The 21,924-nt window shown below is 40.1% G+C and carries 18 protein-coding genes; 7 read left to right on the forward strand and 11 right to left on the reverse strand.

Translation table 11 applies throughout. From position 1 onward, the window contains the following. Positions 1-120: 120 nt before the first annotated feature. The 3 genes from WNY98_RS10345 (at position 121) to WNY98_RS10355 (ending at position 1,206) form a co-directional block, all read left to right on the forward strand. A complete protein-coding gene (locus WNY98_RS10345) occupies positions 121-330 on the forward strand; it encodes a cold-shock protein (RefSeq protein ID WP_024595869.1) in 210 nt (69 codons plus the stop codon). 186 nt (positions 331-516) lie between these two features. Further along, positions 517-726, forward strand: coding sequence for a cold-shock protein (locus WNY98_RS10350; protein ID WP_007580429.1), 210 nt, complete (start codon positions 517-519; stop codon positions 724-726). A gap of 231 nt (positions 727-957) precedes the next feature. Continuing rightward, positions 958-1,206, forward strand: coding sequence for a DUF3297 family protein (locus WNY98_RS10355; RefSeq protein WP_002963088.1), 249 nt, complete (start codon positions 958-960; stop codon positions 1,204-1,206). A gap of 153 nt (positions 1,207-1,359) precedes the next feature. On the opposite strand, the gene WNY98_RS10360 is transcribed toward WNY98_RS10355, so the two are convergent. The 5 genes from WNY98_RS10360 to WNY98_RS10380 all read right to left on the reverse strand — a co-directional run bounded on the left by WNY98_RS10360 (position 1,360) and on the right by WNY98_RS10380 (position 8,447). Then, positions 1,360-2,400, reverse strand: coding sequence for a virulence RhuM family protein (locus tag WNY98_RS10360; RefSeq protein ID WP_342877843.1), 1,041 nt, complete (start codon positions 2,398-2,400; stop codon positions 1,360-1,362). A 120-nt stretch (positions 2,401-2,520) separates the two neighbouring features. Continuing rightward, complete coding sequence (locus WNY98_RS10365; RefSeq protein ID WP_342877844.1) at positions 2,521-4,866, reverse strand: DUF2357 domain-containing protein; 2,346 nt, start codon at positions 4,864-4,866, stop codon at positions 2,521-2,523. A gap of 37 nt (positions 4,867-4,903) precedes the next feature. Next, complete coding sequence (locus WNY98_RS10370; protein ID WP_342877845.1) at positions 4,904-6,835, reverse strand: hypothetical protein; 1,932 nt, start codon at positions 6,833-6,835, stop codon at positions 4,904-4,906. Further along, entirely contained in the window at positions 6,836-8,128 is a 1,293-nt protein-coding gene (locus WNY98_RS10375; protein ID WP_342877846.1) for a DNA cytosine methyltransferase, read from the reverse strand. It abuts the gene before it with no gap. A gap of 112 nt (positions 8,129-8,240) precedes the next feature. Next, complete coding sequence (locus WNY98_RS10380) at positions 8,241-8,447, reverse strand: hypothetical protein (RefSeq protein WP_342877847.1); 207 nt, start codon at positions 8,445-8,447, stop codon at positions 8,241-8,243. 370 nt (positions 8,448-8,817) lie between these two features. Here WNY98_RS10380 and WNY98_RS10385 point away from each other — a divergent pair, with 370 nt between their 5' ends. Next, positions 8,818-9,720, forward strand: coding sequence for a homocysteine S-methyltransferase family protein (locus WNY98_RS10385; RefSeq protein WP_342877848.1), 903 nt, complete (start codon positions 8,818-8,820; stop codon positions 9,718-9,720). A 168-nt stretch (positions 9,721-9,888) separates the two neighbouring features. Here the strand turns inward: WNY98_RS10385 and WNY98_RS10390 are convergent, their stop codons facing one another. Together WNY98_RS10390 and WNY98_RS10395 are read right to left on the reverse strand one after the other, a co-directional pair. Further along, positions 9,889-10,740, reverse strand: a complete 852-nt coding sequence (locus WNY98_RS10390; RefSeq protein ID WP_342877849.1) for an alpha/beta hydrolase-fold protein — start codon at positions 10,738-10,740, stop codon at positions 9,889-9,891. 141 nt (positions 10,741-10,881) lie between these two features. Then, on the reverse strand, positions 10,882-11,298 hold the full coding sequence (locus tag WNY98_RS10395; protein WP_342877850.1) for a MerC domain-containing protein: 417 nt from the start codon (positions 11,296-11,298) through the stop codon (positions 10,882-10,884). Between the two features lie 141 nt (positions 11,299-11,439). Between WNY98_RS10395 and WNY98_RS10400 the strand changes: the two genes are divergently transcribed. Beyond that, positions 11,440-13,851, forward strand: coding sequence for a TonB-dependent receptor (locus tag WNY98_RS10400; RefSeq protein ID WP_342877851.1), 2,412 nt, complete (start codon positions 11,440-11,442; stop codon positions 13,849-13,851). Between the two features lie 32 nt (positions 13,852-13,883). Continuing rightward, entirely contained in the window at positions 13,884-15,278 is a 1,395-nt protein-coding gene (locus tag WNY98_RS10405) for a 5-methyltetrahydrofolate--homocysteine methyltransferase (RefSeq protein ID WP_342877852.1), read from the forward strand. A 98-nt stretch (positions 15,279-15,376) separates the two neighbouring features. Here WNY98_RS10405 and WNY98_RS10410 read toward each other — a convergent pair whose 3' ends face one another. The 4 genes from WNY98_RS10410 to WNY98_RS10425 all read right to left on the reverse strand — a co-directional run bounded on the left by WNY98_RS10410 (position 15,377) and on the right by WNY98_RS10425 (position 20,827). Next, positions 15,377-16,687, reverse strand: a complete 1,311-nt coding sequence (locus WNY98_RS10410; protein ID WP_342877853.1) for a DEAD/DEAH box helicase — start codon at positions 16,685-16,687, stop codon at positions 15,377-15,379. 208 nt (positions 16,688-16,895) lie between these two features. Further along, on the reverse strand, positions 16,896-18,083 hold the full coding sequence (locus WNY98_RS10415; protein WP_294119401.1) for an alpha/beta hydrolase-fold protein: 1,188 nt from the start codon (positions 18,081-18,083) through the stop codon (positions 16,896-16,898). 112 nt (positions 18,084-18,195) lie between these two features. After that, positions 18,196-20,016, reverse strand: a complete 1,821-nt coding sequence (gene glmS / locus WNY98_RS10420; RefSeq protein ID WP_342877854.1) for a glutamine--fructose-6-phosphate transaminase (isomerizing) — start codon at positions 20,014-20,016, stop codon at positions 18,196-18,198. Positions 20,017-20,062: 46 nt separating this feature from the next. Further along, positions 20,063-20,827 carry a DeoR family transcriptional regulator gene (locus WNY98_RS10425; protein WP_342877855.1) on the reverse strand — a complete coding sequence of 255 codons (765 nt, stop codon included), beginning with the start codon at positions 20,825-20,827 and terminating at the stop codon, positions 20,063-20,065. A gap of 159 nt (positions 20,828-20,986) precedes the next feature. On the opposite strand from WNY98_RS10425, the gene WNY98_RS10430 reads away from it, so the two are divergent. Continuing rightward, complete coding sequence (locus WNY98_RS10430; protein ID WP_342877856.1) at positions 20,987-21,514, forward strand: sugar O-acetyltransferase; 528 nt, start codon at positions 20,987-20,989, stop codon at positions 21,512-21,514. Positions 21,515-21,924: the final 410 nt, after the last annotated feature.

A 21,924-nucleotide genomic window follows, 5' to 3' on the forward strand; every position in this document is an offset into this window, starting at 1 on the left:
TTGTAAGTACCACGTTGTTTTAGTAATAATCCTTCGCGTTATCCTCAGTTAAATGTATGTTTTCTTCCTGTTAAATTGCCTAATTTAAGGCGCACTTTTATTAATCCTTAGGATACTATTATGTCTACAACTACAACTGGTACAGTTAAATTTTTCAACGAAGCAAAAGGTTTTGGTTTCATCGAGCAAGAATCTGGTCCTGATGTTTTCGCACATTTCAGCGCAATCTCTGGCGACGGTTTCAAAACTCTAGCTGAAGGCCAACGTGTACAGTTTACTGTTACACAAGGTCAAAAAGGTCCACAAGCTGAAAACATCGTTAGCATCTAATTGCTTTCGTTAAAATGGGTTAGCAATAACCCATTTTGAATACTAGTTTGAAAGAAGTTTTGTTTTATTTGTTAGTACCCCGTTGTTTTAGTAATAATCCCACGCGATATCCTCAAGTTAACTATTTTTTCCGGCTCAATCGCCTCTTTTCAGGCACACTTATATTAATTTTTTAGGATACATATTATGTCTAATACAACTACTGGTTCAGTAAAATGGTTTAACGAAGCAAAAGGTTTTGGTTTTATCGAGCAAGAATCTGGCGCAGATGTTTTTGCACATTTCAGCGCAATCTCTGGCGACGGTTTCAAAACTTTAGCTGAAGGCCAACGTGTACAGTTTACTGTTACTCAAGGTCAAAAAGGCCCACAAGCCGAGAACATTGTTAGCATCTAATTGCTAAACAATTGAATGGGTTAGAGATAACCCATTAATATATTTACCTTCATAATTATTTAGTCGAATATCTTCAAAACCTCCTCTGTAAATATTTTCCAAGCGCAATCTCATTTGTATACACAACTCATTAATTAGTACATTTTTAAACACATTTACTACTATCTCTCTTGAGCGAAAGCGTTGTATTGCCTACAATAGCGCATACTTCATTCAATATAGAATATGACCATGAACGACACTACCGCAAAACCTGCTTTACCAGATCGCCTTTCTATCAACCCACGTAGCCCACATCATGTGGAAGAAGTTTTTGAACACGATATTGGTATCACGTTCAACGGCAAAGAGCGTTTTGATGTTGAAGAATACTGCATCAGTGAAGGTTGGATAAAATTTGCATCTCCAAAAGGGCTTGATCGTCGCGGGCAACCACTTTTACTTACAAGAAAAGGCACTGTTGAAGCCTTTTATAAGTAAGCTAAATATATTACTTATAAAATTAACTGAGTAAAAATTATTTAAATACCCAATATTTCTAGGACAATTACTTAGTAAATGTGGGTATTTATTTACCCACTAACATCAAATTTAATACCAACTCATTTAATAAAGTATTATTTCCGTTAACTATTAGTCTTTTTTGCCTTTATTAGCTATTGCTTTAAGTGCAGAAATATTTGCACTTTCCCCCTCAGCCTCTTTCAAACGGCGACGTTTCTGTGCAAAATTATCAAACTCTAATTTTGCTTTATCATCTGCCACTTTTTTAGTGATTTTCCCTGCACCACTTAAAACTTCACGATCATTAAAGCTCAAAAACTGATCAAGCTTATCAGCCCAGTCTTGTAAGAATACTTGTTTGCGTCGTAGCGCTTGATCTTCTGCAAAATCAAGCCACATATTCACAATTCGATTCAGTTCTTTAATTTCGTCTTCCCGCAGATAATTTTTAGCAACAGTGACGTCTGTTTTACGTACTTCATCACCTTTATAACTAGTTAAGCCCATATCAGGCTTATTAGCATCTACACGGGTGGAAATAAGCTCAGCAGCCGTCATCTGCGTACAGGCATAGTGCAGCTTGTTCTGTATAGTTTGAAAGAAGCGATTAGTCTCTTGATTAGAGGGCTTATAGTCGGCAGCCATTGTAAAAATTTCTTTAGCCCGCAAATATACACGTCGTTCACTAGCTCGAATATCGCGAATGCGTTCAAGCATTTCATCAAAGTAGTCCGGGACGGCAGATTGTCCCACGGGCGGGTTTTTCAAACGCTCATCATCCATGGCAAACCCTTTAACTAAATACTCTTTTAATATCCCAGTCGCCCATTGTCTAAACTGTGTACCTCGTTGTGAACGAACCCTGTAGCCTACGGCTAAAATCGCATCAAGATTATAATGGTCGATTTCGCGAGACACCTGCCGAGTACCTTCTAACCGAACTATCCGGAATTTCCGGAAGGTTGCGTTTTGTACAAGCTCACCTTCTTTGTATATATTGACTAAGTGCTCGTTAATCGTACGAACATCTTTATCGTAAAGTTCTGCCATTACAGCTTGTGATAGCCACAAGGTCTCTGACTCAAAGCGACACTCAACACGCGTCTGACCATCTGCGCTATTAAAAAGAACAAACTCTCCTTGTGGAGCTTGAGGGATATGCTCTGTCATTCACTTCACCTTCTACATAATTAATATAACTAGGTTTCTCACGCCATGATGGTTTCGACACTTTTTCAAATTTACCTTTGACTTATACACAAAAAAATACGCCACGATTTTAGGTATTTTTTACCAAATAGGACTCAAATCTTTGTACAGCTCTAAATTACCCTGAATCTCACCCCAATGCGAAATCTCAGGTAAACGCTCTGCTTGAATTAGTTTAAAGTTGAAGTGCTCTTCATAAGGCTTTGTAATAGTATTAGGTAAAAAAACTGGCGCACCAGAAAACTCAAACACCCAGTATTTTTCGAGAGCATCACTATCTTTTCCTGTTATTTCCTTATCAATGTCGCGCCTGGGTAATAGCTTTACGCTTGCCACTGAATATAAATACTTTCCTAATTGCTCTGTATCTTGAGTGCTGTCGCGCACAGTGAGTACAAAGTAACGTATTTCGCGCATAATGTTTCTGTGTACATTTTGACGATTAGTCGCAATAAGCCTTGTATGGTAACCCTTTAAACTACCTGTTTTGGCTTTTTCCAAATACGTTTGATCACGATCTAGTTCATTTACTGGTGCCACAAATGTCAAACCAGTATGTCTAGTCACATTTACGCCATAAGGGGCAATACGAGCAGCATCTTCAACAAAATGGTAATCATATGACGAAGATTGCCTGTATTCCAAAGCCTTACGCGTTTTACCTAGTTTTTGAGCTAAATATTCTTTTATCCAATAGTTAGTGGAGTCTTGACTCCCCTCACTTGGCAATAATGGAAATGCGCCAATACCAATTTCATTGATAGCTTCGCCATAAGGGTTTTGTTCAGATTTTTGTTCTGGAAAAAAACCGGGGAATAAAGCAAATGAACCAAGAACAGGGCGACTTTTTAATGGTAATTCGTATTCAATATGTTGTTGGTGGATGATCGCATCACGGTATCTATGCATCTGATTTATAGCATCTTCAGGTACGGCATCTTTACCACCAAACTGTGTGGTATCTATACGATACTTTGCATCAAATAAAATAAAGAAAGCTTCTCCATTTTCCAAAGTAACACGAAGCACAATATCCGGACGGTGGTTTGCAAGCCAAGTTCGATTAGCTGAGCCTTTAGGTGTAAATGAAGGCTCATGCGCCAGCTCAATCTGCATATCATCACTTTCGTGTTGGTATACAAAAGCAGCAGCCATCTCATCCTTAGGAAATTGCTTCTCAAACTGCACTTGTTTAAGGTGACTTAGCGTCTTTTTTTGTGGTTTAAAGCCCAAAGATTCAATAATCGACTTCACCTCTAAAAAACACCAAATTTCATAAATTTCTGCAACAGACTTCATCGATAAACGACTTTCTCCAAAGCTTCCATTTAAGTAGTATTTCAATTGCTGCCAAACTTTATAAACTTTTGAATAACCAGCGGCTTCTTGCAGCACTTTTGACTCGGTATATTGCCCTTTATAAACACCCACCTCATGCCATAACGCGTGTTTTGTATACTGAGCAACTTGGGTACGCCACGCGTCTAACTCTCTAATAAATGAACTAGATACTTTTGAGTCTTTATCTGCATTAATTTCTAATAGTATCTGAGATAAGTTAGCTTTAGTTTTCGCAAGTACCATTTTAATAAAGCGGTTTTCTGGGGTATCAATATTCAAGCGCTGCTTTTTGATAGTAATTCGAGATGAGCGTTTTGATGCTATTAACTCTTTTGCTTTTTGCTCCTGCTTAGCCCCTAATCGTTTATTTACCCTCTCTAAACTCTGCTCAAAAGTATAAGACTGCAACCGATTATGCGCTGCGTTTAATACTCTTTTTACACCTTGATTAAACTCGCCAACTAAACGTTCAAACTGCGCCAACCAAAAAAGTTCAAATTTCTCCGGTTGTCTAGATGATTTGCCTTGAGTATGCGTTGTTTTTCCACTAATACTGTACCGCCACAGCGGGTAAACACGATCAATTTCATGATTCATAATGCTCAAATCTTGAGCTTGTATCATTTTAGTTGCAAAGACTGTAAAAGCGACAGGTACAGACTGCCAAACCCCATTAACACTATACTTAATTTCAAAGTGACATAACCCAACGTCATTGCCAAAATTAATCACAGCATTTAATGATTTTCGTTTAGGATGAGCAAAAAAACTTCGATCTAGCAAAGCATATTTGTGATTAACCGAAAAAGAGTCTTTATCAACATGACCATTAAATTCAATTTCAAATCTATATTGGCGGTTTTCAAAAAAGAACGGTTGAATATGTGGAGGCCCCTCACAATTAAAGCTAGGCAACATTGGCTGAGAGCCAACCAAAACAAGCATATCTTCATATTTTGGCAGCTCAACAGAGCGTGACAAATATGTCCGTTTTAATTTATTTCGAGGAGAATCTAAGCAATCAGTAGATACATGAATATCAAAGTCATCATGTTCATAGCTTAACAATTCGCTATTTTTAGCCATGGTCCATTACCGCCAAAGTTTAAAAAGTGCCGTTTATTTAAGGCCAAAAAGAGGTAAAGCCACGTACAAGTTGATCATTCATCCAACTTAGTTTTTTCTTAGAACGACAATCCACAGTAATTGTTTCACCCTCTGGATCTAGCTCTTCGCGGTACAAATCTGGACGACCGTTTTCCCAAGCCCCAGCTAACTGTTCTTCTAATACTTTTAATAGTGCTTCTAAAATATTATGCTGGTTCTGCCCTACTAATTTATCCTCATCACCTTCAATGCGTGGAAGCACTTTGCACATCATAAAGTCATCCCACACAGCTTTAAGAGTTAGGTCATCTTGTGGCTGGCTGCTGGCAACAGCAAGTAGTAATTCATTAAGAGCGCGGAAGGCCAATTCAAACGGCGTGTTTTTTAGCACCGCATTCACCGCCGATAAAAATGCTACAGTTTTAGTGCCATCAACATCAAAGGTATTGGCTAAATCCGATTTGCTGGCGTTTGACCAAATAGGGTAACTAAGGCGTTTATTACGGTTAGTCGGGGTGAAAAAGTCTGCATAGTCGTTAGGGAAAAATTCACCAAAATCAAAGCTAAGCGCACGGTCAATCACCTTTCGTGAAAAGCCATGAGTAGTTTCATCCATGTTCACTGTACCAGCCACCAGCAAATTAAACGGAATACCTAACCCATATTGGCAAATTAGCGCCCAAAGCTCATCGTATTGTGTACCATTAAAGCCCAGCGCTTCGCGTAGCTTTTCTTTATTCGCCACGGCTTTAATGGTAGCGGGTTTTAATAGTGCATCACTACTGTACGAAAAGCTGTCACCCGTCCAAGTCCACTCACGAGTTTCAAGTACCGACAAATAATCAGCAAAATACTGCTCAACGGGCGCAAGGTTCATTTCATCTAGGCACAGCCAGTAAGGTAATACCTGTTCAAGCGCATCACGCTCGCCCGCTACTACTAAGTGCTCGCCTAGTTCGTCACTATCTCGCACCTCCACGTTTAATCCGCCATCAGCAATTGCACGCCATGCTTTAGCTATAAAATCTAATACATCAGTAGTGATATATTCAGCGCTGCCATCTTGAGTGAGCCGCGAAATATACCCCAATAAGTCACTTGGTTCATGCCAATCTGGACGCACTGAGGTTAAACAATAAGTTTCTGAAAACTGCTTAGAGGTTTTTGCTTGCTCACGCACAAAACGGGTTTTACCTGTGCCTGAAATACCAGCGAGAAGGAGGAAGGGTTTACTAATAATTGCTTCTATACCGGGGCTTGATGAAGATGTAGAGGTAAATTTATTTGACTTCCTTCCTAGACTCAGCCCAAAGTTTTCAAATACATCAAAATCCGTAATGTTGACTATATGTTTTATTTCTGATGCAGCATAGAGAGTTTGCGCAAATGGTGCTCCACTTAGCTCGCCAGCCTTCTTTTTTATTAAATCACCACCTAACTTTAATGCTTTATGATCATGGTTACCACCATATTGCTTTAATAAATCTTTTCGTGCGCAAGGTCTTCCTGATGAGAAGTCTAAGGTACTATTTTCTTCTTCGTAAAAAAAAGTACTATATATATCTGCTGGGAGCTGCTTCTTAAAAAATGAAATAGCTTGTTCAGTTGAGTCAAATTCCATCCACCAAAAAATGGTAATACAAACATCTAGGGCTGGGATTTTTTTTCCATTAAGATAAGCGGTACTTATATCATCAAGCCATGATTTTGAAAAAAGTGCATACCACTCCTTTTCTGAATAGTTAGAATCAGGTTCTACAACCCCAAAAGCTTTATCTGCAAGAAGAGAGAACTCCTTCATATCTGCCTTTGCATGTCGCAGCGGTATCAACCACTCTTTGATATTAATACAATAAAGGAGTAGTCCTAAAAAGGTATCTCCACGTTTAGTTAGCTTGGAAAAATTATGTCTACAATCAATTAAGTCTTTTTGAGTAACGTATCCCATTTACAAATATTCCTTTATTTTTTTAGCCAATCTATCAATTACAGATACTGTAACCGAATTACCAAGCTGCTTATATGATTGAGCATTAGAGGTTTCAAACTTGAACGAAGAGGGAAAACCTTGTAACAGCAAACTTTCATGAACAGTTAGCTTTCTCCCTATATCCCAAAGCTTAGGTACTCTATTCGCGATAATTGTTGGTGCATATGTATCTAAACATGCATAAAAAGCTTCTTGAATTTGTGTCTTTGCAACGTCTCCAACGTGAAACCTCAAAGCCCCATCTGCTTTTTGGAAAGAAAATACGCCATGCTTCCCTTTTTTTGTGTGTGGTTCATATTTAGAGCTATCATGTTTCACTCGCTCTTCCAAAGAGGAGCGCGAGAAATGATATTCTACCCTTTCTTTTTCAAAGTCTGTTAATTGGTAAACCTTGCCTGACTCTTCTAAATCAACAATATCTCTTAAGGTTGTATTTCTACCTTCTGAAGAGGGGAACTCGAAGTTTGATGCTATATCTTTTCTCATTGCTACACAAAACCATCGCTCTCTATATTGAGGAACTCCATAATCAAAACTATTAAGAATAGTCCAAAATGGTACATAACCAGCTTCATCCAAGGCTTTTAAAGCGATAAACATCGTTTCACCTTTATCATGAGATTTAAATCCTTTCACATTCTCTAGTAAAGCAACTTTAGGTCTCTTACTTTCCAATATTCGTAAAACATCAAAAAACAGTGTCCCTCTAGTTTTATCCTCGAAACCTTCACACAGACCTGAGTAACTAAATGGTTGACACGGAAAACCTGCTAGAAGAACATCGTGATCAGGTATATCTTCTTCGTTAATTTTTGTAATATCACCTAAAGGTAACTCACCATGATTCAACTTGTAGGTTCCTTGGGCAAACTTATCAAATTCAGATGAAAAAACACAAGTACCACCATTTTGCTGAAACCCTAACCTCATACCACCTATACCAGCAAAGAGATCAATGAACTTAAAGCTCCCGTTTACTGATGGTTTCAACTCCAACTCACCAAAGACTTGATTAAAAAAGTCCAAACGATCAGTAAACAACCCTTCACTCACTAAACAAGCAACAACTTCTTTTTTCAAGTTGTCGGCAGATGCTAATTCTTTTCTACAAAATAATTGACTATCGGTTGCAATAGCATGCAGCCATTGATCAATTAAAGCTTCAACGTCACTTTCTTGTGGTACATGTGGGATGGCTAAAGGTTTCAGAAGTGCTTCTGCTTTTAGAATGGTATTAGGTTTATTCTTCATTATTGACTACTACTATAAATTCTTGATGGATGACTTTAGGATAAAGCATGGTTTTTACACTTTGCATTTCAACTAAATTGTATTTGCCCTAGGCTTTCGTGTTCTTGAGACATTACTGACTACCTGTCCGGTAAGCGATGCCAGCTAAGTCACCGATTGGGGGTTGCTCAGTAATCACTTTTAACAATTGCTTGTTCTCTTTAGACAGCACACTAGCGACCGATTTAAGTAAGTCGAACCAAATATCAATGGGGTAATCGGGATCGGGCACTTGACCTTTAATACCAATCACACAACGAGACTGTTTAACGTTTTTCATTTATTTACTCGCACAGCTTAGTCAAATTGTTTACTCACTAAGCTTAAGCAAGTGCATAAAACGGTGCTTAGCCAATCAGAAAACTGTATGCTTATACATGTATTACGCATATTATCAATTACTGATAATAGCGCAAGGGCACTTTCTTTTTTATAAACTTAAAGTATTGATATATATAGTTTACTTTTTTATTCTTTCAGCTATGGCACTATATATTTTTATACGTATAACCTGAGTAATAAATATGCTTTTATATTTGCATTAAAAAGCATTGAGCTTCTTTCATGTTAAAGGTGATGAAGTTTCATTATGATTTTATTAAAAACATGGTTGAATAGCGCCATATTGTACAGATACACAAAGGCTTGTTATGAATAAACTCACTATTTTAGATGGCGGCATGGGACGCGAGCTTAAGCGCATGGGCGCGCCCTTTACACAGCCACTGTGGAGTGCACAAGCATTAATAGAAGCCCCGTATTTTGTAACGCAGGCCCACCAAGGTTTTATAGATGCCGGTGCTGAAATAATTACAGCTAACAGCTACGCCTGTGTGCCCTTTCATTTAGGTGAAGCGCTATACCAAGCTCAAGGCGCAGCCCTTGCACAGCAAGCTGCCGTTATTGCAAAAGAAGTAGCTCAAAATGCTAAACAAAATGTATTAGTAGCAGGTTCATTACCACCGGCATTTGGCTCTTACCGCCCTGAACTATTTGAAAGCGAACGCGCATTTACTATTTTAGATACGCTATACAAGGCGCAAGACGAGCACGTAGATTTATGGATTGGCGAAACTATATCGAGCATTGAAGAGGCGCACGTTATGGCAAGCGTCCTTAAAGGCTCAAACAAGCCATGTTATTACGCATTTACTTTAACTGATGCGATAAGCGAGCAAGCGACACTTCGCTCTGGTGAGCTGGTAAGTGACGCAGTAACGGCTTTGCTTCAACAAAATGTTGCTGGTATTTTCTTTAACTGTTCAATACCTGAAGTTATAGATCAAGCCTTTAGCGATACCAACGCAGTATTAGCCAAGCAAAATAAAAGTGTTGTTTTAGGGGCGTTTGCTAATGGCTTTACACCTATAGCACGCGATTACAAAGCCAACGAAGGCTCACAAGCGTATCGCGATATTTCACCTTCAGAATATCTAGACTTTGCTAAAAAATGGCACAGCCAGGGCGCAAGCATTATTGGTGGCTGCTGTGGTATAGGCCCTGAGTTTATTGAAGTGCTGGTAAACTGGAAAAAGGAACTTGAAAGCGCCTAAGCTTTTAATGCCTTTTAGGGCTTATTGGCTACACCAATTGTGTTAAGTTATTAGGCATTTATAGCGACAGATAAATAGCGTGATAACAAGGCATAAATATCGACATGTAGCTGTTCTACATGAGAAATTTATAACGCTGTTAGCGCTCTATTTAACACGCTAGAATGATTAAATATTTAAGTCGATTGGTGTCATTCCCAACACCCAATCAAGCCCTTGTATTGCTGTAGTAGGAAATGCGGTTGCATGGCTCGCCCCTTCAATAACAACGCTTTTTAATTCAATATTGTCACTGCTAAGTGCATTAATTTTTTGCGTTAATAGCTTTGCCCCTGCCACCATATTTTGCCCTTCACCAAAGCTTGGCGTTTCCTTTGCCCCTACCGATATATAAACCTTTGTAGGCACTTTAGGCTTATGTGCTTGTAGCGCTAATATTGCATTGCTGTTAAACCAAACCGATGGGCTGCCAATAATATAATTATTAAATAAATCGGGCATCGTAAATAAAATAGTGGCACCAAATAACCCGCCTAAAGAATTACCTATATAGGTTTTTTGTGTGCTACTTGCTCGGTAGTTACTTTGTATAAATGGCAGCACAGTATTTTTTAAAAACAGCGCATGATTTTGAGCGTTACCGGTTTGCTTTTTCCAGCTTTGAGCCTTATTTGGGGTGTAGTCTCTAATTCGACTATTAGACCCTCTAGATCCTTTTTCGTAGCTAATGGCCACAATAATAGCCTCTTGCATATTGCCGCTATTCATAGGAAACCGTGTAGCACCCGCCACAATAGGAAACGTATACGGTGCATCGGTTAAATAAATAACCGGATATATTTTTTCAGGCTGCTTTTTATATGACTTAGGGAGCTGAATAAAAACAGGGTATACCCGTTTAGTAGCAGGCTCAGTTAACTCAATAACACTACTTCTAGGGATTTGGTACGGAGTATTTGCGCTTAATTTAAAACACATTAAAGCGCAGAGTAACAGCAAGTATTTTAAAGCAGTATTCATTTATATTAATTAACCTAAGCCAAGCGTAATAATCGATATTGAATGACTACTTTAACTCACTTTTAGCTTTAGGCTATTAAAAAACAAAGTTAAATATTGAAAGGCAGTGCTACATGTTAGCTGTTTGTAGCACTGATAACGCTAAGCAGCCTGATCAGTTTCAGCGCTTGAACACGGGCAGTTATCGTCATTTTGTTTAAGGCATTGTTGGTAATTAAACCAATGAGCTACAGCAATAAACACCGACCCAATTAAAGTAAACGCTTTTTCGGCAACCTCATGCCCTAGCAATACCGCACATATCATAAAGGCTAACCCAATAACGCCGCAGGCCATATAACGTAAACGCTTATGCTTTTTACAGCCTAGGCTTAATGCCAATAAACTTGTTGGCAGTACCGCCGCAAGAATCCATAAATGAAATTGTTCACTATCTATTTGCAGTACAGCAAAGCTTGGCAATAGCGCTAAAATAACCGGGGTTGCAAAACAATGTACTGTACACATTAACGATAACCCAATCGCCATACGATCCATAACACTTTGACTCGACTTCATTATTTCCTCTACTAAATCAGTGTCTCCACTCAAAAACGTTACTTTTAAGGAGACATTTTAATAACATCAGTTAATTGCTGTTGATATATTATAACATTACTCGCATAATTGATATAATATAACATCTAACAAGGTAGTCAAATGAAACGTAGATCACAATTAGCTGTTCTCATAGCAGCTTTATTGCCGGCTAGTGTGCTTGCATCCACAATAGAAGGCGTTGTTTTAAACAACAAAGGTAAAGTAGTTACCAATGCAACGGTAGAAGTTGAAGGCTCAGATCTTAAAGTAACCACCGATGAAAACGGTAAATTTGTTATAACAGAACTAAACAATGGCTTAAAAGAGCTACATGTTGTAGCCCCTGGTTATGCTCACCTTCATCGCGATATAACAATAACGAATGATGATAACCAATCGGTTACTTTTAATTTAAAGCGCTCGCCTATTGAAGTTATTGATATTGAAGCAACCCCTATTCATATGTCGGCAATGGAATCTGCGTCGCCTGTTAGTGTTTTATCTGGCGAACAACTAAGACGACAACAAGCTGCAACCCTTGGCGACAGCCTTGAAAAACTCCCAGGCGTTAATACTAACTTTCACGGGAAGGTAGCCAGCACACCTATTATTCGTGGTTTAAGCGGCCCTCGTGTACTTATTACTCAAAATGGCCTTGATGTAAGTGATGTGTCGCGCGTTGGCCCCGATCACTCTGTTGCATCAGAGGCGTCTACCGCACAACAAATTGAAGTATTACGCGGCCCTGCAACACTATTTTATGGCAGTGGCGCCATTGGTGGCGTAGTAAATGTAGTAGATAACCGCGTACCTACCGACAGCACCACGCGTGGTGAATGGAACCTAGAACATAACTCGGTAGATAACCAAAAAGTGGCCTCGTTTAATGCCACCACAGGCACAGACTCAGTAGCTTTTTACGCCGATGCATTTTGGCGTGAGGCCGACGACTACGAGGTACCTGTAGCTGCTGATATAGATAGCGACGGCGAAGGCCATCGTGGCGATTACAAAGTTGAAAACAGCAATGAAGAGTCTGACGGTTTTACTGTTGGCGCTAGCTATTTAATGGATAACGGATTTATTGGCATAGCGGTAGAGCAATTTAATCGTCAATACGGTATTCCGGGCCATACGCACGGCGATGAAGAAGAGGAAGAACACAGCGACGAAGAAGAGAGCGTATTTGCTGATTTAGAGCAAACTAAAGTGCAATTATTAGGTGAGTACAACCTAAATAATAAGTGGCTAAACAAAGTAAACCTCCGCGTTGGCCATACCGACTACGAACACGCTGAAATTGAAGGTGGCGCAGTAGGCACTACTTTTAAAAACGAAACAAACGAATTACGTATAGACCTACTACATAATCAATTTAGCGAGTGGAATGGCGGCATTAGTTTTCATTACAAACAAAGCGATGTTGAAGCGCAAGGTGAAGAGGCCTTTACTCCTCCATCAGAAACCGAAAGCTTTGCTGTAGCGCTGATGGAAGAAAGGCACTTTGGTGATTTTTTAGTACAGTTAGGTGGGCGCATAGAGCGTGTAACAATTGAAGCAGGTGACGTATTACTGCCAAATATTGACGCTCACGCACATGATGAAGCGCAAGAAGCCGACGAGCATGATCACGACCACGAAGAAAGCGCAGAAACCACTCGTGTATTTGACGTAGAGCATGAATTTACACCAATCAGTTTATCGGCAGGCGTAGTGTGGGATTTTACACCTAACTATAATTTAGGGCTGTCGGTATCGCGATCTGAACGAGCGCCTTCTGCTTCTGAGTTGTTATCGTTTGGGCCGCACATTGGCACTGGCACTTACGAAGTAGGCGCACTATTTAATTTAGATGAAGACGGCCATTTAGGTTTGTCTGATCAAGCAATTGACCTAGAAACAGCCAATAATATCGATTTAACTTTTCGTAAAACCCAAGGTGATATTGGCTTTATTTTAAATGCCTTCTACAACCAAGTAGATAACTACTATTACCAAATAGACACTGGTTTATTCGCCGAAAGTGGCCACAACCATGGCGATGAAGAAGAAGACGCTGACGAACACGATCATTCATCAGAGCTACCTGTTTATTTATTTAAAACAGACGATGTAATTTTACATGGTTTTGAAGCGCAAATTGCGTGGCAGTTAACAGATGAATTTAAAGTAGATTTATTCTCAGATTACGTTCGTACACGCCTAAAAGACGGCGGCGATTTACCCCGTACTCCACCGCTTCGTTTTGGCAGCGAGTTAAGCTATCAAACAGATAAATTAAGTGCGCATATTCACGTTACTCGCTATCAAAAGCAAGACCGCACAGCCCCACAAGAAACAGCAACAGACGGTTACACATTGGTTGATGCAAGCATCTCTTACGACCTTTCAGTATTAAACCAAGATATGTCTGTGTACCTACGAGGAACCAACTTAACAGATACAGAAGCACGCGTGCACAGCTCATTTGTAAAAGATATAGCACCACGTCCAGGGCGTAGCTTTGCGCTAGGCATTCGCGGTTATTTTTAAGCATTAAAAAATTATAATTAAAGGAAATAAACATGAAAAAACTATACAAATTAAAGCTTATTGCACTGGTTATTAGCACTACATTTATTACAGCCTGTGGCGATGCAGAGACCAATATTATAGAAAAAGATCCTATTGTTGTAGAAGACGAGCACGATCATGACGATGATGATCACGACCATGATGATGGCTACACAATTGATTCATTAGGCAGATTAGCTGTGCTTGCAGGCGATAGCAACGAAGCCAGCTTTTATGACCTAGATGACAACGCTTTACTTGAAACATTTACCCTGACGAATGATTCAAACACGCTGTCGTCATCACCTGATTTTCGTTATGCCGTTATTGCAAGCCGCGCACAAGATTACTTAGGCTTTATTGATGGTGGTTTATGGCGTGAAGACCATGGCGAGCATTTACACGACTATGAGCAAAGCCCAGCAGCTAGCAGTTATGAGCTAACAAGTGGCAGCCGCCCTACTCACCTTGTAAAACACGACGGCCAATTAGCTGTTTTTTACGATGGTGATGCAGACTCAGGCACAGTTGCCTCTGTTGAAGTATTAACAGATAACGACATAACAAGCGCAACAGCAAGCCTGCCTGGTATTAGCTACGATATTAATATGCACGGCGTAGCAGAGCCTCGCGGTGAGCATTTATTATCAACACTTCGCCGTGATGACAGCGAAAGCACATCGGTTGCTAAAGTACTGCCAGACCAAGTAGGTGTTTATCATTTTCATGATGGTGAATACGAGCTTGAACAAACCTTAGAAGTTACGTGCCCTGATTTACACGGCGCGGCACAAAACCACGATTATGTAGTATTTGGCTGTAGCGATGGTGTGTTATTAGCCCACCAGCAAGATGATGAATATGAAGCTGAAAAAATAGCGAACATTGCAGCCGTTGGCGATTTACGCATTGGTAGTATATATGGCCACGAAGATAGCGAGACCTTTATTGGCGTAGCATCTGGCCACGGTGGGGGCGAAGCCGTAATTGTAACTATTAACCCAGCAACAGCTCAAATGGAAGAACTAGAATGGCAACAAGCCGATGGCGCAAGTGCTGTGTCGTACTCTTTTTCAGCCCATGGAGAGCACTTTTTAATATTAGACAGCTTAGGCTTTTTAAATGTATTTAGCGCACACGACCATGATGACGAAATGCACTGGGAGCTTGAAGGCCAAGTTGATATTACCGAGCAAGATGTATCAACTATGCCAGAGGGCATGAGCTTTAGCATGACAGTGGCGCAAAATGGTCAGTTTGCTTATGTAGCCGACCCGATTGCTCAGCACGTTGTGCAAGTACACTTAGAAGACTTAGAAATTGAAAGTGAGGTTGGGCTTACTTTTGCCCCAAGTGCAATTACTTGGCTGGGTATTGCGCAAGAGGAAGACGATCACGAGCATTAATTTAAAACTAGCGCTTTAAGTTAAACCCACAAAGTAAAAAACCCGTAATTAGGTTTACTAATTACGGGTTTTTTACAGCTATTTATTTAGCTCTATTGTTACTTACGGCGCCAGCCACTCCATACATCATCTACATCATCTATATCATCGGCTTTATTTTTTTTCTTTTTCTTGCCTGTGCCTTCTGGTTTTGCCATTGGCTTTTCATTTTTAAGCGCCTGTGCAGCATCAAGGTTAGCTTGGTTTACAGCAAAGCCTGTAACCTCTTCACGCTCTAAGCGTAGTTTGTTTTTCTTCTCGATAATTTTAAAGTGATGTAAATCTTCATAATCAATTAACGATAACGCTAAACCAACTTCACCAGCACGGCCGCTTCGGCCAATACGGTGCATATAATCAGAAGGGCTGCGTGGTAGGTTAAAATTTATTACCACTGGCAGCTTCTCAATATCTAAACCACGTGCAGCAATATCGGTTGCGATAAGTACTTCGATTTCGCCCGCTTTAAATTTTTCTATTACGCGAGTACGCTCACTTTGGCCTTTATCGCCATGGAAAACTTGTGCATTAACACCGCGCTTTTCAAGTTTACTGGCTAAGTGTTCACAGTCTTTTTTAGCGTTTACAAAAATCAGCGCTTGGCGCCATTTATGTTTTTTAATTAAATGCGCTAAAACAGTAGTTTTCTCGCCTTTATTTACGCTAAAAACACGCTGTACTAACGTACTTTCGTCTTTACTTTGAACTTGTATTTCAACAGGGTCGCTTAATAGATCTTGCGTTAATAGCTGAACTTGCTCAGGGAAAGTAGCTGAAAACAACATTGTTTGTTTTTTAGCAGGCATTAACGCTAAAAGCTCAGCAAGCTCTTCAGTAAAACCAAGGCTTAGCATGCGGTCGGCTTCATCAAGCACAAGCGTTGTTACTTTATCGAGCTTAATAGCATTGCTTGAGATTAAATCGAGTAAACGTCCTGGTGTTGCCACTATAATATCAGCACCGCCACGAAGAGCCTGCATTTGTGTATTAACCGACACACCACCAAACACAGCTACTGTTTTAATCGCGCCATTAAAGTTTGCAGAGTACGATTTAACACTATCGGCCACCTGCGTTGCAAGCTCCCGGGTAGGTACTAAAATAAGCCCCGTTACAAAATTCCCCTTGCTGGCAGTATTTTTAGCGCCCTGCTCAAGGAAAGCTTTTTGCAACATAGGTAATGCAAACGTTGCCGTTTTACCCGAGCCCGTATTTGCCCCCGCAATTAAATCACTACCCGCAAGCACACTAGGTATAGCCTTAGCTTGAATTGGCGTAGGCTGGGTATATTCCAAATCGGTTAAACGAGCTAATAGCTCTGGAATAAGGCCAAGTTCGGTAAACGTGCTAGGGCTTGTGGCTGAGGTCATAAAAGTTATGGGCTTATTGCTAAAAAAGTAGCCTGCAATTTTAGCGTATTTAGCGCTTATTAAGTAGGGGTTAGTGATTTAAATGTTTTTTATAGGTAACAACTGCGCGATTTAAGCTGCTAGTTACGAGGAAATTTAAGTATCACCGAAGGAGCTTCACACCTAAAGAGGCTTTCATAAAAAGCCAGCAACTAAGTTGACAATATTATTAGCTCTTACTCAGCTCTGCTTGCAATCTAGCTTTTGTTTCTTTTAAGTAATTTATATAAGGATATGAGTCGTCTGCAATCGCTAAAGCAGATTCCATCTGTTCAAGCGCTTGACGAGTATTGCCTTGCATTTCATAGCCATAAGATAAGGCTGAAAACGCATCGACTGATTTTGGGTGGTTTTTTATATTATACTTAAACACCTCAATAGCACGGGCAAATTGCTTGCTGCCCGTTAAGTTATAACCGAGTGATCTAACAGCGCGATCCGGTGGCGCAATCTGCTCGCCCCATTGTTGAGATAAGTTTTGATAATAAGCATCAATAGAGGCTACATCGTCAGTTAAATCACTTATGGGCATTTGTTTAGGCAAAAATAAGTTGTGATAAGCATTAAATGAACCAGCAACCGAAGTCAGGTTATGCGAGACACCATCAAACGCATCACTAAAGAAGCGTAGCTCTCGCACTTTATACGATTGCATAGCTTGCTGCAATTCATCGTACCTTTCGCGCATTATGCCAGCTTCTTCGCCGATATTGATGTAAACGTAACTGTTAAGCTTTTTCGTTTTAGCTATAAACGATTTTGTACTTTTTACCGATGCGCCATAGTTCCACCAAACCGCTGGGCTATACGCAATATGCGCTTGGAATAACTCAGGATTTGCCTGCAACGCATATAGCGTAAATACACCACCCGCAGATGCGCCAGCAATCACTTTATAATTATGCGTACGATAATTCTTATTAACTAAAGGAATGAGCTCTTGCTCAAAGAACGTCAAAAACTTTGCCGCGCCGCCCCCTTCACCTACCGGGCCTTGTGGCTCTTTATTCACTGTAGGATAGAAATCTCTGAGTCGATTAGTGCTTTCAATAGCGACAATAATAACCTCTGGCGCACGATTATCATTTTGTAATCGCTCAATAACAGCACTGGCAAGCGGTATATTACCAGCGCCATCTAAGCGATAAATGACCGGATAAACTTTGTTTGGGTTAGCTTGATAACTCTTAGGTAACTGAATGACAATTGTACGTTCTTCGTTTAAAACAGCTGATTTAAATGTATGTGTGTGCACAGAGTAATCAGCACTTTGTTGTTTAGTGTCAGATTGTGCAAGAACGCTTTGTGAACTAAAAATACAAAAACTAACAAAACACAGGACGGTAAATACGCGCATAACTAATCCCTTAGAGAATAATAACTTACTTAAGTTAACAGAGTTTCAGGCACAAAAAAAGGTGCATAATGCACCTTTTTAACTTTAGCCAATAAACTTTAACATATTGATTTTACTCAACAGTAACCGATTTAGCTAGGTTACGTGGTTGGTCAACGTCAGTGCCTTTAATTACCGCTACGTAGTATGACAGTAGCTGCAATGGCAGTGTGTAAACAATTGGCGCAATAATGTCGTCAGTGTGGTTTACGTTGATTACACGCATTGTGTCGTCTGACTCAAAGTGTGAATCTTTATCTGCGAATACATAAATAATGCCACCACGTGCGCGTACTTCTTCTACGTTTGATTTAAGCTTTTCTAATAGCTCATTGTTTGGTGCTACAACAATAATTGGCATGTCGGCATCAATAAGTGCGAGAGGGCCATGTTTTAGCTCGCCCGCTGCGTAGGCTTCTGCATGAATATACGAAATTTCTTTAAGCTTAAGCGCACCTTCCATTGCAATTGGGTATTGTGAGCCACGACCTAAAAATAATGAATGGTGTTTGTCGGCAAACTCTTCTGCAAGGTCTGCAATGCCATCAGCGAGTAGCAATGTTTCTTCTAACTTAGCTGGAAGTACTTTAATTGCATTTACAATGGCGCTTTGATCAAGGCCTTTTTCTTGTGCGATAGATGCAGTAAGCATTAACAAACCAACTAGTTGCGTAGTAAATGCTTTAGTAGATGCTACGCCAATTTCAGCGCCCGCTTTAGTCATAAAGGCTAGGTCTGATTCGCGTACAAGCGATGAACCAGGTACGTTACAAATAGTCATTGAAGCCATGTAACCTTGCTCTTTAGCTAGGCGTAACGCAGCTAGCGTATCGGCAGTTTCACCCGATTGAGAAATAGTAACAAGTAGGCTATTTTCATGTACAAACGACTGACGGTATCTAAATTCAGAAGCTATTTCTACATTACAGCTAACACCCGCAAATTGCTCAAGCCAGTAACGTGCAACCATACCTGAATGGTAAGACGTACCACAGGCAATAATTTGCACGTGTTTTACATCTTTAAATATTTGCTGAGCGCTGTCGCCAAAGGCATCAATTGCTACGCGGTCGTCGTTTAAACGTCCTTCAAGCGTATTACGTACTGCAAGTGGTTGCTCGTAAATTTCTTTTAGCATGTAGTGACGGTAATCGCCTTTACCTGATGCATCTTGCGTAATGTTTGATTCAATCACTTCACGCTCAACTGCGTTGCCGTCTGCATCAAAAATTTCTACTGTGTCACGTGTAATACGCGCTACGTCGCCTTCTTCTAAAAAGATGAAGCTACGAGTAACGGGTAATAGTGCTAACTGATCAGATGCAATAAAGTTTTCGCCAAGGCCTAAACCAATAACAAGAGGGCTACCTGAGCGCGCTACAATGATTTCGTTGTCGTTCGCTTTATCAAATACAACAGTACCAAATGCACCTTCAAACTGCTTAACAGCTGCTTGTACTGATGCAAGTAACGTTGTGTGTTGCTTACGAAGCTTATGAATTAAGTGCACCATTACTTCGGTATCGGTTTCAGATAGGAACTCGTAGCCCTCTTCTTTAAGCGATGCGCGTAAGCTTGCGTGGTTTTCAATAATACCATTGTGCACAAGTGCTAACTGGTTGTTTGATACATGTGGGTGTGCATTTGCTTCTGTAACACTACCATGTGTTGCCCAGCGCGTATGTGCAATACCTGTATGACCGCTAACACCTGCTTTCTCAAGTGCAGCTTCTACGTTAACTACTTTACCGACTGCTTTTACAGTATTTAGCGTAGAGCCTTTTAATAGTGCTACACCGGCAGAGTCGTAGCCACGGTATTCAAGACGTTTAAGGCCTTCAACTAAAATTTTGTTTACTGGACGTTCTGCAACTGCCCCAACTATTCCACACATAGTGTCTCCATTAATTTTTTAATTCTAGTAACTCACTTTGTAGTTACTAATCAATAATCTCTGCACAAATTAGTTTTACACCACACGCCTCAATCGCTTTGCGTTTATCATCTGCTAAGCCAGTATCGGTTATTAAAGTGGTTACTATTTCCCACGGTAATTCTAAATTTGGTATTTTTCGGCCAATCTTATCTGATTCAACCATTACAATTACTTCACGAGCCGCTTTTGCCATTACTTGGCTCAAACCAACTAACTCATTAAAGGTTGTTGTGCCACGTTTTACATCTATACCATCCGCACCAATAAAGAGCTGATCGAAGTCGTAAGAGCATAATACATTTTCGGCAACTTGCCCCTGAAACGACTCAGAATGCGGGTCCCACGTCCCACCGGTCATCAAAAGTGTTGGCTCGTTCTCGAGTGCTAATAAACGACTCGCTACTTTAATTGCGTTTGTCATTACAACTAGCCCACGCTTATTTGCAAGCTCAGGGATCATGGCTGCTGTGGTACGCCCGCTATCAATAATAATGCGGTTATGATCTTTTATAAGTTTTGCTGCAGCCTTTGCTATTGCGACTTTGCGCTTTGAATCTATTTCATCGCTAACAATTTCTTTAGGCAATGCAATAGCACCACCGTAGCGGCGAAGTAATAAGCCACTTTTTTCAAGCGAGGTTAAATCTTTTCGGATGGTTACTTCAGATGTTTGAAACTGCTGTGCTAGCTTTTCAACAACTACTTCACCTAGTTCATTAACCTGAACCAGTATATTGTGACGACGCTGCTGTGTGTTTCGTTTAGTCATAAAGCTCGTGAATTAAGTTTCGTTTCGAAAGTTATGCGATTTTAAACGAAACAACCTAAATGGCAAGTGAACGAGCAAAAAAAACACAGTTTTATTCTAATAATAATAAAACTAAAAGTACGGTATGCTATAACTAATTAAGTTATAAAGATAAATACAATGCAGTCATTTAACAGTATTAGTAAAGAATACTTAGCACAGCGAAAGCAAGCAGGTGAAACCTGCCGTTTATTTAATAAGAGCCCAAGTAAAGGCAACTTAAAACGTATCAAAGAGTTATTTTTAAAGTCAGGTGATGGTGTAATTATAGAATCAGGTTTTCATTGCGATTACGGCAATCAAATAACTATAGGTGATCGTACCTTCATAAATATTAACTGTACACTTCTCGACTCGCCATTAGCCAATAACTCAATCACCATTGGTGATGACTGCTTAATAGGCCCGAACGTTCAGTTTTTAGCTGTATCACATACTACTAATCCAGTAGAAAGGCTTAATAAAGAAAACTTTGCAGCACCTATCGCGTTAGGCAATAACGTATGGGTTGGCGCAGGTGTAATTATTTTAGCGGGTGTAAGTATTGGTGAAAATAGTATTGTGGGTGCGGGTGCTGTGGTTACTAAAAATGTAGTGCCTAATACTGTAGTAGCGGGTAACCCAGCTCGTGAAGTAAGAACACTGTAGATATTCTCGATGTGATTTTAGCGTCAGGAGTCACTACGCTCGCTCGCCCTACGTGATGGATGTTGATATGAGTGTGTATTAATTGCGCGTATTTTACTTTTCTGCAGACGTAAAAAAGCCCGACTCTTTCGAATCGGGCTTTCTACAATTTGAAGTCGGTGCGCTACGCAGTAGAATGTCGTAGTGCCCACAGCGGTGGAGAGCCACATAGCAAATGCTACACTATCATCGGTAGAAGCTTTGGTTTCACTACTGAGTTCGGCATGGGCTCTTGGCTATTTACTAAATCCCAGACAGCAAAAAACCCGTCACATTTCTGTAACGGGTTTCTTTAATTTGAAGCCTGGTAATGTCCTACTTTCACATAGCAAATGCTACACTATCATCGGCGCTGTTTCGTTTCACTACTG

Origin of the sequence: Pseudoalteromonas sp. AS71, assembly GCF_038900275.1 — a bacterium.
Classification (GTDB): Bacteria; Pseudomonadota; Gammaproteobacteria; order Enterobacterales; family Alteromonadaceae; genus Pseudoalteromonas.

What these genes read in the sequence shown, in the direction of transcription:
- WNY98_RS10370 (WP_342877845.1), bottom strand. Translation starts at nt 6,835, where the DNA reads ATGGGATACGTTACTCAAAAAGACTTAATTGATTGTAGACATAATTTT.
- WNY98_RS10385 (WP_342877848.1), top strand. Translation starts at nt 8,818, where the DNA reads ATGAATAAACTCACTATTTTAGATGGCGGCATGGGACGCGAGCTTAAG.
- WNY98_RS10405 (WP_342877852.1), top strand. Translation starts at nt 13,884, where the DNA reads ATGAAAAAACTATACAAATTAAAGCTTATTGCACTGGTTATTAGCACT.
- WNY98_RS10430 (WP_342877856.1), top strand. Translation starts at nt 20,987, where the DNA reads ATGCAGTCATTTAACAGTATTAGTAAAGAATACTTAGCACAGCGAAAG.
- WNY98_RS10415 (WP_294119401.1), bottom strand. Translation starts at nt 18,083, where the DNA reads ATGCGCGTATTTACCGTCCTGTGTTTTGTTAGTTTTTGTATTTTTAGT.
- WNY98_RS10400 (WP_342877851.1), top strand. Translation starts at nt 11,440, where the DNA reads ATGAAACGTAGATCACAATTAGCTGTTCTCATAGCAGCTTTATTGCCG.
- WNY98_RS10345 (WP_024595869.1), top strand. Translation starts at nt 121, where the DNA reads ATGTCTACAACTACAACTGGTACAGTTAAATTTTTCAACGAAGCAAAA.
- WNY98_RS10390 (WP_342877849.1), bottom strand. Translation starts at nt 10,740, where the DNA reads ATGAATACTGCTTTAAAATACTTGCTGTTACTCTGCGCTTTAATGTGT.
- WNY98_RS10380 (WP_342877847.1), bottom strand. Translation starts at nt 8,447, where the DNA reads ATGAAAAACGTTAAACAGTCTCGTTGTGTGATTGGTATTAAAGGTCAA.
- WNY98_RS10355 (WP_002963088.1), top strand. Translation starts at nt 958, where the DNA reads ATGAACGACACTACCGCAAAACCTGCTTTACCAGATCGCCTTTCTATC.
- WNY98_RS10375 (WP_342877846.1), bottom strand. Translation starts at nt 8,128, where the DNA reads ATGAAGAATAAACCTAATACCATTCTAAAAGCAGAAGCACTTCTGAAA.
- glmS (WP_342877854.1), bottom strand. Translation starts at nt 20,016, where the DNA reads ATGTGTGGAATAGTTGGGGCAGTTGCAGAACGTCCAGTAAACAAAATT.
- WNY98_RS10365 (WP_342877844.1), bottom strand. Translation starts at nt 4,866, where the DNA reads ATGGCTAAAAATAGCGAATTGTTAAGCTATGAACATGATGACTTTGAT.
- WNY98_RS10395 (WP_342877850.1), bottom strand. Translation starts at nt 11,298, where the DNA reads ATGAAGTCGAGTCAAAGTGTTATGGATCGTATGGCGATTGGGTTATCG.
- WNY98_RS10410 (WP_342877853.1), bottom strand. Translation starts at nt 16,687, where the DNA reads ATGACCTCAGCCACAAGCCCTAGCACGTTTACCGAACTTGGCCTTATT.
- WNY98_RS10425 (WP_342877855.1), bottom strand. Translation starts at nt 20,827, where the DNA reads ATGACTAAACGAAACACACAGCAGCGTCGTCACAATATACTGGTTCAG.
- WNY98_RS10360 (WP_342877843.1), bottom strand. Translation starts at nt 2,400, where the DNA reads ATGACAGAGCATATCCCTCAAGCTCCACAAGGAGAGTTTGTTCTTTTT.
- WNY98_RS10350 (WP_007580429.1), top strand. Translation starts at nt 517, where the DNA reads ATGTCTAATACAACTACTGGTTCAGTAAAATGGTTTAACGAAGCAAAA.